Here is a 15,975-nt window from a genome sequence, read left to right as displayed (position 1 = left end):
TCTAGTCTCAAATCGAGGTACCTTCTTTGATAACAGGCTCATTGGCAGAACCTGGAGCTAGAGCTTTGGCTGTGAGTAGAGTTAGTAAGTTCAATTAGTCTGTCTGCACATAATTTCTCCTAACACCAAAAATAAAAAAAGAGACCCTTACGGGTCTCCTTTATTTATAAGAGTATTTGTATTATGGTGTTGTTACAAGAATTGAAGCGGATTTGCTACCAGCAATTACTTTAAGTGTAAACTCAGTTGTACCTGAGGCTACATCAATAGTTCCATTGCTGTTAACAGTTACAGATCCACCAGTATTAACTCCGCTTACTACGTATTGAAGTCCAAGGAAGCTAGCATATTTAGCAGTATTTGCTCCTGTGTACTCTACGCCGTAGTTATCAACAATTTTAATGTTTTTTGCTAAGTCATATCCATTTTGACCATTTGCAATTGTCAAAGTTTTGTTAGTTGCATCAACAGTTACTGTGTTTGCAACAACTTGATCTGCTTTAACATTTACATCAAGAGTAGCATCAGCAGTAGTACCATCCACAAGTTTATAAACTACTAAGATTTGTGCTGTACCTGCTTTGTTACCAATTACTTGAACATCATTACCGCTTTGAATTGTTTTAGCGATAGTTTGGTTATTGGAGAATGAACTTACAACACGGCTGCCTGGAATTGCAACATCGTCTCCAACTTTATCTTTTGCTTTTACTTCAATTACTCGACCTAGTTTGCTGTTGAATGCCCAGTTTCCATAGACAGCATCACTCACAGATAGTATTTTGTCTGCTGCCGGTGTTAAAGAACTATCAAGTGCAGCATACAGATCTTTAAGTGCAGTTACACTGTAAGTTAATTTTTCTGTAGTTGCAAGTACTGTCATAGAGTTGTCAACTGACTTAATAGTACTAGGAGTTGATCCTGACTTATCAATAAGTTCAGCAACGACTTTAGCTGTTCCACCACTTGTAACAGGTGTGAATACAAGGCCTACTTTATTGATTGCTGCAAAATCATTTGCGTCAAAATTATAAGTTGCTCCAGCATCAGTTGTATGAGCAGTTATACCGCTAAGAGTTGCATAAGTTGCACCTGTTACAGTTAACTTAACACCATACTTTGTGTTCAATGTAGCATCAGTTACTGCATCAAGCTGATCGCCATATTGGTCTTTTACAAACCACTTAATAGTAGTTGTTGCACCAGCAATAGCCTTTTGAGCCGGTTTGCTTCCGTCCATGACTAAAGTTTCTGGCTTACGAACATCTTGAATGGTGTAACTTGCTTGCGTATTTTGTTGAATGTTGGCTGTGTAAATTCCTACATTAACATATACTACACCTCTAGCAGTACCACTCACTGCACCAACTTTAATTTTACCTTTGTTCTCACCTGATTTTTCAATAGCATCATTACCGTTATTTCCTGCTGCATAAGCTGCACCGGAAATCGATACAGTAAATCTTTTGTTAGTAGCATTTGTTGCAATGTCATCAGCAGATAATTTATTGCCGTCTGCATCATAAGCTACGATTGGGATGTATTGGAACTTTGTATCCTTTTCTGCAAATGTTCCAGTGAAGCTACCGATCTCAACTTTGTTAGCAACTTTAGTGGATTGTACTTTTACAGTTCCAGTTGCGGAAGCTGCCCCAACATAAACGTTAACAGTATAATCACCTGATTTTTCAACATTGTCTTTCAAATGAACTTTAACTTTATCGTATGCGCCGCCTGCAGCAGGCTTGATAATTTCAAGTGCATCAAATGAGAATGGAGTGATTACAGCATCATAATTTGTACGGTCTGCAGCAACAGAACCTTCTGCAACAACATCACCATATTGGTCATATCTAGTGATAGCCAACTCAGCATTGTCATCCTTTGCAGTCAAAGCTGTCTTTGTAGCAGGATATTTAACTGCTCCAAGTTCAATTTTGCTAACGAAAGGTTCAGTACCAATTTTGAATGTCTTTTGAACAGAGATAGATGTGTTAGTTAAGAAAATGTTAATTGGAATAACATCGATTTCTGATTGGTATTCAACAGCTGGAGTTGATCCAGAAGCCGGGGTTTTAATTTTGGTATCTAAAGTAAGCTCCAATAAACCAGTGTCATCATTTCTCTTCAGAGATTTAGTTGTTCCTGCAACATATGCTGTGTAGTTACCAGCTGTAAGAGCAGCGTTCTCACCATATTGGTTTTCGGCTTTAATCTTAACAGTTACAGCAGTTGACTTAGCAATTTTGTCGCTAGCGTTAACGAAGCTCAATTTGGAAACTTTCTCATTTTCAGCTGTAAACTCAGCAGTTGCCTTATCAATAGCTGCTGCATCTAAGCCGGAAAGAGTTGCAGTGTATTTACCTTCGCTAACTTTTACATCTGTAAGTGTAAGAGTCGCAGTTTTCTTATCAGCGGACCAAACAGTTGTAGTTGCAACAGCAGTTGCTCCTTTAGTCAAGGCAATCATTGCTTTAGTGTCATCAACTGCTTTGTTTAAAGTTACAGTAACTGTTTTAACGCCAGTAGCTTTAGCTTCAGTTACAGAAGCTTTTTTCGTTGCGTCAACTGCTGCTTTAGCTGCGGCTGAAGAAATAACAAGCATCGAACGAGGTGCGTTAGTTGTACCACCGAATGTGCCGTCAGCTCCGTTAGTTACAAGCTTAGCTTGAAGTCCAAAGGCAACATAACTTTTTGCCCAAGTGGATACTGTGGCGTCATTAACTGCTGGAGTCAATTTAGCTTCTGCATCTTTACCAAGAGCGCGAATCAAGAATGCAGCAAGTTGTTCTTTCGTTACTTTACCAGCTGGATCGAAAGTTGTGTCAGTTACACCATCAGTTACTTTAGCTGCTTTAAGAGCTTCGATCGCACCAACAGCATAACCGTTAGCTGGATCAGATGCTTTAACATCTGTGAAAGAAGATACAGTACCCGAAGCATCAAGACCCAAGATCTTAGCTGCGATTTTTGCGAATTGTGCACGGTTCATGTCGTCGTTAAGACCGAAATTCGTGTCAGTTACTCCATCAAAAATACCTGCGCTGATCATTGCGTCAAAAATTGCTTTTTGATCTGCTGGAAGATTTTTCAAATCCGTAAAGTCTGCAGATGTTTTACCGAAGGCTACGGAAGAAAACATGGATAATGCCATAGCTGAAGAAAGAATTACTGTTAAACTTTTTTTCATAACCTTTTTTTCTCCTCCTTGAATATCTTTCATATTTTGAGTGTTTGTTGAATTATTCAAGCCCGGTTTACTCATTGGTCGATTCACCCCCTTTCCAGAGTTGAGCGTAATTATAACAAGTTTTCATTCGCGGTCTATAGCCGCAGAAGAAACTAGTAAACAAAAATAGGTAAATAAAGGCATACCACTATGACATTATACAATGACGGTATAGTATCGTAAAGAATTATTTTGTGAAATCATTCCAATTTCATAATCCTTTTGTGGTTTGTTTTCAAAGTATTAAACGCAGGAGTCCAGAAAAAGTTGCGAAATGAAGAAAAAATTTTCATTTTTTTTAAAAGAATTTTCTTCTCTTGCTAAAATTTCTATGTATACCTCTGCGAGAATTAGTATACTACTTTCAAACCTTCCAAGTCACGTTGAAGTATTTACCATAGTTGCGCGAAGGAAAAAAAGGCTGCAAGCCCATCCATATTGATGGTTTGCAGCCTTTTATTAATTTAGTGTTTTTGGAAAAACATTGGAACTCTTCTGCAGTAATCGGATGGCGATTTGTCCTGCTTGGTCGCGAGTTAATTCTTCTTTGGGATCAAAGAAGACTGTGCTTTTTTTCTGGTTTGGCGCGGGTGCTGTAGTTCTTCCTACCATTATTCCTGCTTTGGTAACGGCATCTATTGCAGGTAACGCATAGAAGTAAATACTGTCTACATCGCCATAGACCTTGGATAATGCTGTTTTCAGTTTGGCATCGTTAATGGACATTTTCAGATCCAGGGCTCTTGCAATCATCGTAGCAGCCTGCTCGCGAGTCAGATTCTCGACAACCCCAAAATAGCGTCCATCTTTGCCGTTAATAATACCAGCTCTCGCCGCAGTTTCGATGTACCTATAATCCCAGGTTTGGGCTAAGGAGCCCGGGAAAACATCAATAAAAGAATTATTATTATCATAATTTAGTGGAATATTCAGAGATTTAACCAATAGGGTAGCAAACTCGCCTCTGCTCGTCTTATCGTAAGCTCCGAAATTACCTGCATATAGATTGTTCATATACCCTTTGGCATAAAGAGCCTCTAGCACATTCTTGGCCCAATCATGTTTTTCTACATCCGGATAACTGTTGTTTAATTTTCCTACCATATAATAGCCGAAATTATCAAAAGGGACCGAGATGGTATGATTTTTCGAGTCAACTTCACCGCCGAGGTTTACCCATCTTCCTAAATCATTAAAATAAAACACGGTCAAGTTCGAAGCAACAGCCTCTACGACATTATCATTAAAGCTTATTTTTAATGTGCCCCGATTGGATGGGACTAGCGTTCTATTAATCCTTACAGTTGGATCAACAGAGTAGGTCATGCTCGCATTAGCGGGATCTCCTCCAGCGTTAACTGTATAAGGCTCTAAGCCGCCTGTAGGACCATAAGTGGAATCCTCAGCATAGCCGCCAGAAATCCAATACATTTGAGAAACTCTTGAGAAATTAAGGCGATCCGTAGGATCTGTAAAGCGAGATTTCAGAACAGGTGATACCAAGACTGGAAATCTCCCCTGGAAGGAGCGTCCGTCGTTGGAAGAGTTAAGAATATTTCCATAATCATTAACGCGGCCTACCACACCGTCAGTTGGATCGGCGATGCCAAAGAGCAGGTTCGTCTGATTATAAATTTTTGTCGTTGGATATTGTGCGCTGATTACTCTTTTTAAAACTGTTCCTCTTGGAAAGGAAAGCTCGAGGTCTTTATTAAAAACTGTATGCTTAGCTGACAGCTTTTCCATAAATTCAGAATCTACATTTACGGTGCTGGTATAAAATACACTCACCGTCTTCGTTGTTGTTAAGGCTCCTCTTTTAATTGTGATTTTGATTGGGGTTTCTTTGTCCGGTTTTAATCCAATATAATCAAGGATGAAACGATTACTAATATCTGTTCGGGCTACAGCCGGTTTGCCGTCAACTTGAACCTCAGTAGCACCTTCGGCTTCAACATCAAAATGGACAAAGTTCTTGGTGACCACAATTTGATTGCCGGAATTAGGCTGCGGTGAGATAACTCTGGAATCCGAATATATCCGCTCCACCTGCAGGGTCTGGCTAATGCTTGCTCCAGCAGCATTATATAATTGCAATACATAGGTTTGAGTACCTGGAGCCGTAGACTGCAGATCCTTGACCCTGATAACAAAGTCAGTTTCCGATCCAGTAATGTCATAAGCATACAATGGTGAAGCAGCCGGTATTTGTGTGTTTATCGCAGAAGTAGGAATTGCTGCATCCATGATCACTGTAGAACCTTGCTTCAAGATTGCGCGTGTAGCTCCAGTAGCTCTAAAGGTAAAGTCATGAGAATTAAGGCTTGTGACATAATGGTTATTTTGAAATAGAATATCAGGTTGACTCACAAAGATTGTAGATAGAATAGCTGTTAAAGTAGAACTGCTCATAGGAGGAAGACCTATTCGTGTTGCTGGAATTATAGTCGGCTGTATCTGAGTAATCACCGGAACATAGGTATCCACTACATATAAGGTTATTACTTTAGTTACTGTAAGAACTACCGAACCTGATTGCGAAAATTTCCCTGTGAACGTAAGTGTATTCTTTCCTACATGCAGTTCACTCGGTATGGCCAAATTAAGATTAAATGAAGGTGAAGATGATGAGGACGAATATAGTGTACGGGTAGTCCCATTTACATCCAATGTACCGCTAAGTATGGGGTCACTGCCAGTAAAAGACCCTTGGACATTTACTGTTGGAGCAACACTTATCTTGGAGTCATACTTAATAGTCTGACCATCAATTAACGTATCTATATTAATATAGTTTTTATTGACATAAGTAACTGTCGTATCAAAAGTTGGACTGGCAGCGCTACCTACCACCTGAAATCTGATCTGCTGTGTTCCTGATGGGATTCCGGACACTTTATATACTTGATAGGTATCATCTCTGGTTCCTGAGCTATTATAATAGTATCCTACAGACTCAAGGATAACGTTAGTTCCAATTGGCTGTAAAAATGCCTTTAAATTAAGTGCTGAATTATAAGAAGGTGTAGTTGCTGGGGTTCCTTTAGTATCTGTTAAAGTTTTTTGAGCTTTTACTAAAATGTAAAAATTGGGCGAAGTAACTTCACTGTTATTTAATGGCTTAACACTAATGGTTGGATCAACATCGTAAGTCGTAATCGTTGATGGGTATCCCGTTATTTGCCATACATTCTGTATTTGATTGCTTCCCGGATAATAATTAAATGAGGGAAGAGGCGGCTTGGTTACAAAGTGAAAGCCGTTATAATACACATCAAGGCTCACCGTTTGATCAATATCTGGTACAGTTGAAGTCGTATTAAAATCATAGGCCGAGATTGTAAAATCGATTAATTTATAGGAAGGTGAACTTGGTATAACGGTTTCCACCGGCGCTGGGGTTACTTTGGAAGTAACATTGATCCCATTCAAAGTAAAGGTTGCATTCGCCGTATTAAATGTCGGTGACATAAAAGGAATCAACATTTTTACTTTTAAATCGCCTTTTGCCCCGGTGGTACCCGTTAACACTGGTTTTACAGTTTGATTCATAATCGGTTGATTAGGAGGATCCGTTGGGTCACCCGTGTGTGTAATGCTCATATCAATAATAGGATTGTTTAGATCATAGTAATACAAGGAACGAGTTAAACTTATTGTATTTGCACCATTAGACAAAGTCATGTTTACGGTATTAAGTCCCGCCGTAAAGCTTAAAGGCGGAACATTAAAGTTACCTGTAGCCGGAACCGTAACTGAGGCTTTGGAGTTCGCGTTTCCATTAATATCTACTGTAAGCTGAGTGGTATTTTGTGCGGTTCCTTGAAGCAGAATTTGAGCCGCTGATACAACTACACTGGCGGCGCCCGAGCTAAGATTTTGGGCCGGGCTGCCTCCTGCCGATACAGTAAGGTTGGACATGAAAGGAACAGCATCATATAAAATATAAAAGACAGCCGTTCTAGGAATTCCGCCTTGAGTTCCTGTGAACGTGATTCGGTTGAAGCCTGGATACATGTCCAGATTATCTGCCGAGAAGCGTGTTGTTGTCGCAGATACGGCTTTATTGTATGTATGGGCAGGATCTGGCTTAAGCACCAAATTTCCTGGTGTTGAAGTGGTCGGGTCATTCACCAGTTGGTCGACGGTTACGGTTATGCCATCTTTGTCTACAAAGCTGAGGGTACCCGGAATGGTAACTTTACCATTAGAAACAATGGCACCACCGCTGAGTGCAGAGCGCTGCAAGGTGCTCAAAGTAAGGGAATTGGATGCAGATATGCCGCTATCGTCAGGAACAAAATAGGCTGGCGCCGCTTGGACAACTCCGGCTGGAGCAAAGGGAAAGAGCGATACGAGCATCGCCGCGAGAATAACCCAGACTAGTGTTCGCTTTTGCTTCATGGTTGAAAACCTCTCCTTTTGTACAAAACATGAATTTGGTATACGTGTTATATCGGTTCCATTGGCGCGAATGTTTATAGGATGAATAACCTAAAAATCGCAAACAAAAAGCCCCTTCCGACTTTCAGGAAAGGACTTTATGGATTATCGGGGCATTTTATTACTTGCCCATGCGATTTTGAACTCTTTTACCGGCAAGCCTTTGAAGGAAGCCCAAGATTGGTTTGCGGCTTTTGCTGATAATTCCGAGGGCCTCTGCACCAAGCAGTATAACCAGGAGCAACGCCACCATAACGAGTGTAACGACCCAGGTCATTTCCTGTGACAAAAGAACGGAGCAAACGACTGCGCAGCCTCCAAAAACCAAGGCTATCCCATAGATGATAAGGACGGTGGTACGATGGCTAAAGCCGAGCTGCAGCAAGCAGTGGTGAAGATGGCTCTTATCCGGCGCCGAGATAGGCATTTTATTGACATAACGACGCATGATGGCGAAGAAGGTATCCGACAAGGGGACGCCAAGGATCATAATAGGAATTAACAAGGAAACAACGGCAGCTTGCTTAAAGCCCATGATCGATAATGTAGCGAGCGCAAAGCCAAGAAATAAGGCCCCGGAATCGCCCATAAAGATTTTGGCCGGATGGAAATTGTAAAACATAAACCCGACAATGCTTCCAAGTAAAATGACGCTGAGCAGCACAACGGTCACATTTGGCATCATAAGAGCAAGAATAAGAATGGTTATGGTAGCAATACCGGATACACCCGCCGAGAGGCCGTCCAATCCGTCGATCAGATTAATGGCGTTGGACACGCCGACGATCCATAAAATCGTGATGGGGATACTTAACCAGCCTATATCTAAATTCGTTTCACCGAACGGAATGTTGACCAGGTCAATTTTGAGCCCGAAGGAAACGACGATGAATGCGGCAATGATTTGGCCCAGCAGCTTCCACTTGGGGGATAACTGAAAACGGTCGTCGAGTGCTCCTGTAAGAACAATAACGAACCCGCCTGCAAGAATTCCAAGGCCGGCATCCGAATAAAAAGCTTCGAGTGCAGGTGAAATGACAAAGTACGCACCGACGAAAGCCAAAAAGATGGCCAACCCTCCAAGGCGCGGCATGATTCTGGTATGTACCTTCCGATGGTTCGGCGCGTCTACGGCTCCTACCCAAAAGGCAAATTTTTTGACCAAAGGCGTTAACAGCAGTGCCATTAAGCATGATGCAACAAACCCGATCGCATATAATCCGTACAAGTACATTTTCTCCAGCCCCTCTACTCTCTGGGCAGTTTGACCCGCCGCCGAGAATTATACTCCACTTATATTTGAAACACCAATACGGTATTCACGCAAATTGACCGTTTTCAGGTCATTTTCAAAGTTATTTTCATGGTTTTGTGACTTTCTCTTTTTCGCGAATCACTTTCACTGCAAATTTCGGAAGCGTGAGCATCCTTTTATATCGCCAAGGCTCCTGCAGCAGACGGTAAAACCATTCTAACCGCAGTTTTTGAAAAAGTACCGGTGCACGTTTCAGTTTACCCGCCAGCACGTCAAAGCTTCCGCCGACGCCCATCATAACAGGAACCTGGAGCTGATGCTTATATTTTGCGATCCAAGGCTCTTGTGTCGCAGACGATCTGCCTACCAATAATAGATCAGGAGCAGCATGTACAATATCCTGAATCACTTCAGCATCTTGCTCTTCCTTAAAATAACCATTTCGACACCCAACTATTTGTATGCCTGGATACATATCCTTCAGCTTACTTGCTGCGGCTTCAATCATTTCCGTCGAAGTGCCGAGCATGTACACCTTCCAATTCAGCCGATCGCCGATCCTCATCAGCTCATGGACCAAATCAAAGCCTGTCACACGCTCCGCCACAGGCTCACCGACGTAACCAGCAGCCCACACAACGCCGGTACCGTCGGGAACAATCAATTCGGCCTGCTTCATCATGGCCAAATAATTGCGATCCTCAACGGCGGACATGACCATAATGGGATTGGCTGTAATCACATGCTGCGGAAGCCTGTTTTCAATCGCATCCGTCAAGTAGGACACGGTTTGTTTCATGTTCATTTTGGATATGGGAACACCGAAGATGTTCACTTTGGGAAAGTTCTTAATTGGCGCGGCCCCCATTTCTGACGATACGGCCTCTAGGCTCATGAATACCCTCATCCTTTTTGACGCTATGATCAAGAATTTAGTTGCGTATATTCAATGAAAAGAAAAGTATTTTCGAGTGCTTAACGTTGAATATTCGCAGCGAGCTTGCTGATTTCCTCTAAATAACGAGCTTATAATCCAATAAAGCTTCAAAAGTAACCGGTTTATGAAATTTGACATTGAAATCTAACATTGAAAATCAAAGGCAAATTCAGGCGACCTACTCCGGACTAAATGTAAAATGTACATGTATTTTCGTTTGAAATTGTGATTTTAGGTGATCCAAGTGTAAAACCTGCAGCTAATTCGGGGCAAAAACCCCAAATGATCAAATAGTGGAGAAAGTAACTGTACATTTTACATTTAGTTATCTAAAAAGATTGATTCCTGAAAAATGAACTGTACTTTTTGCAGGTAGTTGGGTGGCAGTGATGCTTTCACAAGGTGTGCGGCAGATGTTTCAAAAGCATGCGCACATCAAGAGCAAGGGCAAGGCAAAAGGATGCGCACATCAAGAGCAAGGGCAAAAGCATGCGCGACGTGGCTCGCTTACTTCGAGAGCAAGGGCACATGTATGCGCGGGCAAGGCTCGCTTACTTCAAGAGAAAGGGCAAAAGCATGCGCAGCAAGGCTCGCTTACTTCAAGAGCAAAGGGCACATGCATGCGCCGCAAGGCTCGCTTACTTCAAGAGTAAAGACAAGATCTGGGCCGCAGGGCGCTGCGCATCGGCCTTGAGCTGCGCGATGGCGGCTTGCTTGTCAGCCGCCCAAGCCTCCCGGCCATCCAGCAAGCGGATGGCCTCCGCCGTTACGGCAGCAGCATCGAAGCTCGCTGTAGATGCCGCTGCCGTCATACCCAGCCTATGGAGGAATTGGTCGATCTTCGGATCGTACGAAATTCCGACCATAGGCACGTACTGCGAGGCTGCATAAATCAGCGCATGCAGCCGCATCCCGATCATCAGGTCACAGCTCGCGACCTGATGGAGCATCTCCTGGGGATGGGCGAGGCCTCGCACCATCTCCACCCGCTCCCCGTGATCCCCGCCCAAGCGGTCGATCACGTAGCTCGAGGCCACCTCGTCCTCCGGGAGGTGGAAGGGCAGGAACCGCAGCCGCACGTTGCGGGCTGCGAGCAGCGATGCCAGGGACCGCGAAAGAGCTTCCAGCTCCGAGCGGTCCCGGTTCCAAAAGCGGACGGACACGCCGACCGTCCGCAAGCCCGCCCCGGGCAAGGGGCTGGCCGCAGCAGCTTCGCTGCCCAGCGGCAGGCCCATGACCGGGTCGGGCACGACCTCGATGCGCTCCCGGGGGAGGCGCATCGAAGCCAGAAGGTCCGCGGACTCCGTGTCGCGGACCGAGATGTACCGGCACCGCTGGAACACGGAGCGGATCCAGCCGTTGAACATCCGGCGGTTCACCGGGCCGATGCCCTGTGAATAAACAAACGTCGGCTTGCCCATCCATTGGGCTAACTTTAATATACCCAAATAATAGGGAATGGACTTAGCGCTTGTTGCATCCTGGAGCAAGCTGCCCCCGCCGCTGATGAGCCCGTCGCTTTCCCGCAAGGCTTGAAGCACTTGCAGGGGCTGCATACGATGATATACCCTCACGCCGTACATTTGAACCGTTTGTTCAGGGTTTCCCGAGAGCACAATGGGCTCAATCCGGATGCCGAGTTTGGCGCCTTGTTCCTCTAATGCGAAGAGAATCGATTGAAGAACTGCCTCATCCCCACTGTTGCCATATCCGTAATAGCCGGACAGAACTATCCTTTGAACGGGGGAACCCATCGTTTCCAACTCCTCGTTAGAATTTCCCATATGGCGATAAATATCAGTCCGAACAATGTTCCAAATAGGAGACCATAGACAATCCGTATTCCGGAAACAAAGATCGGTGTATGCAGATGGGCGAAGGTATCGACGATAGACAGCTGTCCAACAACGCCAAAGAGCAGCAAATACACTGCATTTTTATGGCGAACGGATAAATAGGCTCCTAACAGAAAGAGTGGATGCGCCAGCAGAAATTCCTTCGTTCTCGGTCGAATACCGAGTGTATTTTCCAGGAAAGACCTAAATATTTTTTCAAAGGCGGAGGCTTGTCCGGCATTTCCTGTGCGGGATAGATAGTAATAACCGGCAGCGAGGGCTACGACCGACAGAACTAACCAGAGCACCCGAATGTTGGAAGACAGCATGTTTTTCAGCCTTTTCCGCTTCATCTCGTACGTCAGATTCTCACTGAAGAAAAGCAGATAAAGCAAGACGATTCCAATAGGGACTGTATGCAGGAGGCTGACTCCTCTAAATTGATCGATCACCAGGAAATACGTAATCTGATTCAGCAGCGCTATGAGATAAACGACGCCGATCAACGAAATAGCCGTTGTTTTCACCAGCTGCCACAAGGCATAAGCAAGGCCGGATCGCCACTTGGCCGCCTGCCCGGATCGAACGGAACGAATTGCAAGCATAAGAGCAATACTGGGTGAACTTATAGCAACTCCAAGCGCCAGCGTTTGTCCGTATATATTGGAAGAAAGTGTATGCAGTCCAGCTGCTCCTACCAAGCCAATGACGAAAACAAATAAGGCTGCTTGGGGGTAAAAATAAGCAACTAGCAATGTAATTAAACTTACGCCTCCCAGCAAAACGAAGACCCTTGCAATTTTTTGCCAGCTGGTGGATTCTACTTTAAAAGCTTGGGCAGGACCATCAGTAAAGCCCACTTTTTCAATGCGCTGTACGGCACCATCTTGCCCATGCAAACTCGCATAGATCGGTTCAAGTGGATCCAGCACAACAGCTCTATCTACACTCTTCGTTGGTCTCGCATTAAGGAAAACCATCCGGATGTTTCGGTCTTTTACAGCAAGAACAAAGCGGTCGGCCGTGGCTTGTACCAGCTGATCCAGATCTTTTTTCAAAACGTTATCCGTCAGCTTGTCTGAATCCTTCTCCGTAAAGGAATGCAGCCGCACCACATTGAACTGAATATCCTTGGCTAACGTGCTAAAGCCTCTTTGCGGTTCCTTCAGCAGTTCAATGGCTGCCAGACCGATGCGATATTTATTCATCAGTTGAGCCATTTGTTTCAAGTTCGCTTGGGCTTTATCTTCGGTATAGCCGGGTACGGCTTCCCCGTCCACAATAATCCGTTTTACCCCATAGCCTTGAAGCTGCTGCAGCAGACTATCCATGTCTTTGGCGACAAACGGCCTGTGATTCGATAGTCGAACCACGATTTGAAAGCCTTGCTCTTTCAGCGCGTTTAACGTGAGCGGATCAGGATCCATAGGTCTCATGGAAGCTTCATCTTTGCTTTGCTCAATGATCATGCCTTGCTTGTTTTTATAGCTCCAAGGTCTTGTTTTCACATTCAAATCGGCAAACGCCTTTTCAATTATCGGCTGCAGCTTCTGCTGTGTCCCTGGGTCAGCAAACAGAATGTAAGTGAAATTTTCATTAGGCAAGCTCGGGGTTTGCGTTAAGGCCATGGCTTCATGAGAATCAAACAAGTCGATCCGACGGCTCTCCTGCAGCTCCGAAAGGGTGGCTTCGTACACAGCTAAAGACCCTACTCCCGACTCTTTCATCCTTTTCAGTTGGGCTTTTACGAATTCGGGGGGATTGGTTTTAGTAGTGGAAATATCCAGCAAATCGCGATAATCGAAAACGAACTCCACCTGATTGGCTGAGTTTTCTGTCTGATGTCTTACGTAGGCAAGGGGCAAAGCGGTCAGGAGTCCAATGATTACGAGCCACCAAAGCACTTTACGCAGTAAGATGTTCCATGCAGTATACTTTTGAATCAAAATGTTCACTCCTGTTCTAATGCTGTCGCTACATGGGTACAGTCTCTTGAAAAAAGGAGGCAATCGGCCTCCTGTCTTTTTCCGGTTATCCGTCTATACGGCTGTGCACATATGTCATAAGCTTGTTCATTTGTTCGGCTGCTTGCTGCTCAGACGAGCCTTGAACGGCAAAATAAAATTTAATTTTGGGCTCGGTACCCGATGGGCGGAGGCAAAACCAGGAGCCATCCTCCAGCTTGAATTTTAGCACGTTTTCTTTGGGGAGACCATGAATGCCTTTGGAGTAATCCTCCATCACCTCGACATGTGTACCCTGAATATCGACAGGCGGATCTGTTCTCCAAGCTTCCATGATACGTCCTATCTGCTCTACACCGTCTTTGCCTTTGAGTGTTTTGGACTCCAGCTTTTCCAGGAAATACCCATAGGACTTGTATAACTCCTGCAATACCTCGTAAAGTGTCTTTCCTTGCTTTTTGTAATAAGCGGCCGCTTCGCAAATGAGCATGGATGCGACCACAGCGTCCTTATCCCTGGCATATTTTCCGGCGAGATAACCATAGCTCTCCTCGTATCCGAATAAGAATTCGTGCTCCCCGGTTTGATCGTATTCCGTCATTTTTTCACCAATATATTTGAAGCCGGTCAGGGTATTCAGCGTTGGAATACCGTAAGATTTGGCAATCACAGCTCCCATTTCACTGGTCACTATCGTTTTGATCACGATGCCGTTATCAGGAAGGGTTCCGCGATCTTTCTTGCTCTGCAGTAAATAATGGACCATAATCGCGCCGGACTGGTTGCCGGTTAACACGAAATACTCGCCGCTTGAATCCTTCACCACCGCTCCCATCCGGTCACAATCCGGATCTGTTCCGATGATGATGTCGGCGTTCCATGCTTTCGCCTGCTCAATGGCCAGAGTAAAGGCTTCCTTTTCTTCCGGATTGGGCGATTTCACAGTAGAGAATTGGGGATCGGGCTGTTCCTGCTTGGCCACCACTTGAACCTGTTCAAAGCCGATGGCTTGAAGCGCTTGCCGAACCGGCCGATTGCCTGCTCCATGAAGCGGCGTATAGATGATGCGAAAGTCCGGGCTCATTTGTTTGACCATTTGCGGATTTTGGCTGACTGCAGTAACAGCAGCCAGATAATCGCGATCCATATCCTCGCCGATCCACTCCAATAAGCCCTGAGCTTCCGCTTCTGAACGACTCAGCTTCTTTACTTTTTTGAAGGAGTCCACGCCTTGTACCAACGAAATGACTTGCTCGGCCGCACCCGGCGTAAGCTGGCCTCCGTCAGCGCCATAGGCTTTGTAGCCATTATATTCAGGCGGATTATGGCTTGCCGTCACAACAACGCCCGCGGAGGCTCCTAATTGGCGAACCGCAAAGGAAAGCTCGGGCGTTGGCCGCAGCGATTCGAACACATAGGCCTTAACGCCGTTGCCGGCAAATACTAAGGCTGACTCCAGTGCAAACTCTGGCGACATGTTCCGGGAATCATAAGCGATCACAATGGATGGATTCGCAGGAGTGGTTTGCAGCGCATATTCTGCGAGACCTTGACTGGCACGTCCCACTGTATAAATATTGATCCGATTTGTACCCGCACCAATGATACCGCGAAGACCGCCGGTTCCAAACTCCAAATCCTTGTAAAACCGATCCTCGATTTCTTTGTCATCCGCCTGGATCGATCTGAGCTCCTCCTTGGTTGTAAGGTCTATGGAAGGGTCCTCCAGCCACAATTGATAGCCTGCTTGCACACGGTCAGTCGTCATTATGCACAGCTCCTCCTCATTTAGGATCGGTTAAAGCGAACATCAATTCACCTTCACATACGATGCGATCTCCTACTTTGGCAACAGCTAGCCCTTTGCCAATCATTCCTTTGACCCTTGTAATTTGCATTTCAAGCGTCAAGGTGTCGCCGGGTACAACTTGTCCGCGAATACGTACATTGTCAATACCCGCAAATAAGGCAAGCTTGCCTCGATTGGCTTCAGATTTAAGAATCGCAACCGCACCTACCTGTGCCAGCGCCTCAATGATCAATACGCCCGGCATAACCGGATAACCCGGAAAATGTCCAGCAAAGAACGGTTCATTCATGGTTACATTCTTGATTCCTACCGCTCTGACTCCATCCTCGACTTCAAGAATGCGGTCAATGAGCAAAAAAGGCGGTCGGTGGGGAATGATCTCTTGTATTTGATTAATATCCAGCATAGGAACTCCTTCCGAAATTTGCATAAAAATGAAGGTAACAACTGAAACTAAGGTGTCCCTTCATATGCTGCAGCAGTGAGGGTTGATATAAGGGAG

General features: G+C 44.8%; 9 protein-coding genes. 1 reads left to right on the top strand and 8 read right to left on the bottom strand.

The genetic code is table 11. The features are described 5' to 3' along the window. Positions 1-181: 181 nt before the first annotated feature. The 4 genes from BLV33_RS18030 to BLV33_RS18015 all read right to left on the bottom strand — a co-directional run bounded on the left by BLV33_RS18030 (position 182) and on the right by BLV33_RS18015 (position 9,822). Positions 182-3,265 (bottom strand): S-layer homology domain-containing protein, encoded by a 3,084-nt coding sequence (locus tag BLV33_RS18030; RefSeq protein ID WP_090794656.1) that lies wholly within the window; start codon positions 3,263-3,265, stop codon positions 182-184. Positions 3,266-3,688: 423 nt separating this feature from the next. Continuing rightward, on the bottom strand, positions 3,689-7,633 hold the full coding sequence (locus tag BLV33_RS18025) for an S-layer homology domain-containing protein (RefSeq protein WP_090794655.1): 3,945 nt from the start codon (positions 7,631-7,633) through the stop codon (positions 3,689-3,691). Between the two features lie 160 nt (positions 7,634-7,793). After that, positions 7,794-8,900: an MraY family glycosyltransferase gene (locus BLV33_RS18020; protein WP_090799032.1), complete on the bottom strand. Its 1,107-nt coding sequence runs from the start codon at positions 8,898-8,900 to the stop codon at positions 7,794-7,796. Between the two features lie 133 nt (positions 8,901-9,033). Further along, positions 9,034-9,822, bottom strand: a complete 789-nt coding sequence (locus BLV33_RS18015; RefSeq protein WP_253187100.1) for a WecB/TagA/CpsF family glycosyltransferase — start codon at positions 9,820-9,822, stop codon at positions 9,034-9,036. 431 nt (positions 9,823-10,253) lie between these two features. Here BLV33_RS18015 and BLV33_RS18010 point away from each other — a divergent pair, with 431 nt between their 5' ends. Next, a complete protein-coding gene (locus BLV33_RS18010; protein ID WP_090794644.1) occupies positions 10,254-10,517 on the top strand; it encodes a hypothetical protein in 264 nt (87 codons plus the stop codon). On the opposite strand, the gene csaB is transcribed toward BLV33_RS18010, so the two are convergent. The 4 genes from csaB to fabZ all read right to left on the bottom strand — a co-directional run bounded on the left by csaB (position 10,503) and on the right by fabZ (position 15,879). Continuing rightward, a complete protein-coding gene (csaB, locus tag BLV33_RS18005; protein WP_090794640.1) occupies positions 10,503-11,618 on the bottom strand; it encodes a polysaccharide pyruvyl transferase CsaB in 1,116 nt (371 codons plus the stop codon). The genes BLV33_RS18010 and csaB overlap by 15 nt on opposite strands. After that, positions 11,594-13,645, bottom strand: a complete 2,052-nt coding sequence (locus BLV33_RS18000; RefSeq protein ID WP_090794637.1) for a DUF5693 family protein — start codon at positions 13,643-13,645, stop codon at positions 11,594-11,596. Before BLV33_RS18000 ends, csaB begins: the two co-directional genes overlap by 25 nt. An 85-nt stretch (positions 13,646-13,730) precedes the next feature. Next, positions 13,731-15,431, bottom strand: coding sequence for a phospho-sugar mutase (locus tag BLV33_RS17995; RefSeq protein WP_090794635.1), 1,701 nt, complete (start codon positions 15,429-15,431; stop codon positions 13,731-13,733). A 16-nt stretch (positions 15,432-15,447) separates the two neighbouring features. Beyond that, the gene (fabZ, locus tag BLV33_RS17990; protein ID WP_090794634.1) at positions 15,448-15,879 is read right to left on the bottom strand and encodes a 3-hydroxyacyl-ACP dehydratase FabZ; all 432 of its coding nucleotides are present in this window, start codon (positions 15,877-15,879) and stop codon (positions 15,448-15,450) included. Positions 15,880-15,975: the final 96 nt, after the last annotated feature.

Origin of the sequence: Paenibacillus sp. GP183, assembly GCF_900104695.1 — a bacterium.
Lineage (GTDB): Bacteria > Bacillota > Bacilli > Paenibacillales > NBRC-103111 > Paenibacillus_AI.
This window is presented reverse-complemented; position numbering and strand designations above follow the sequence as displayed.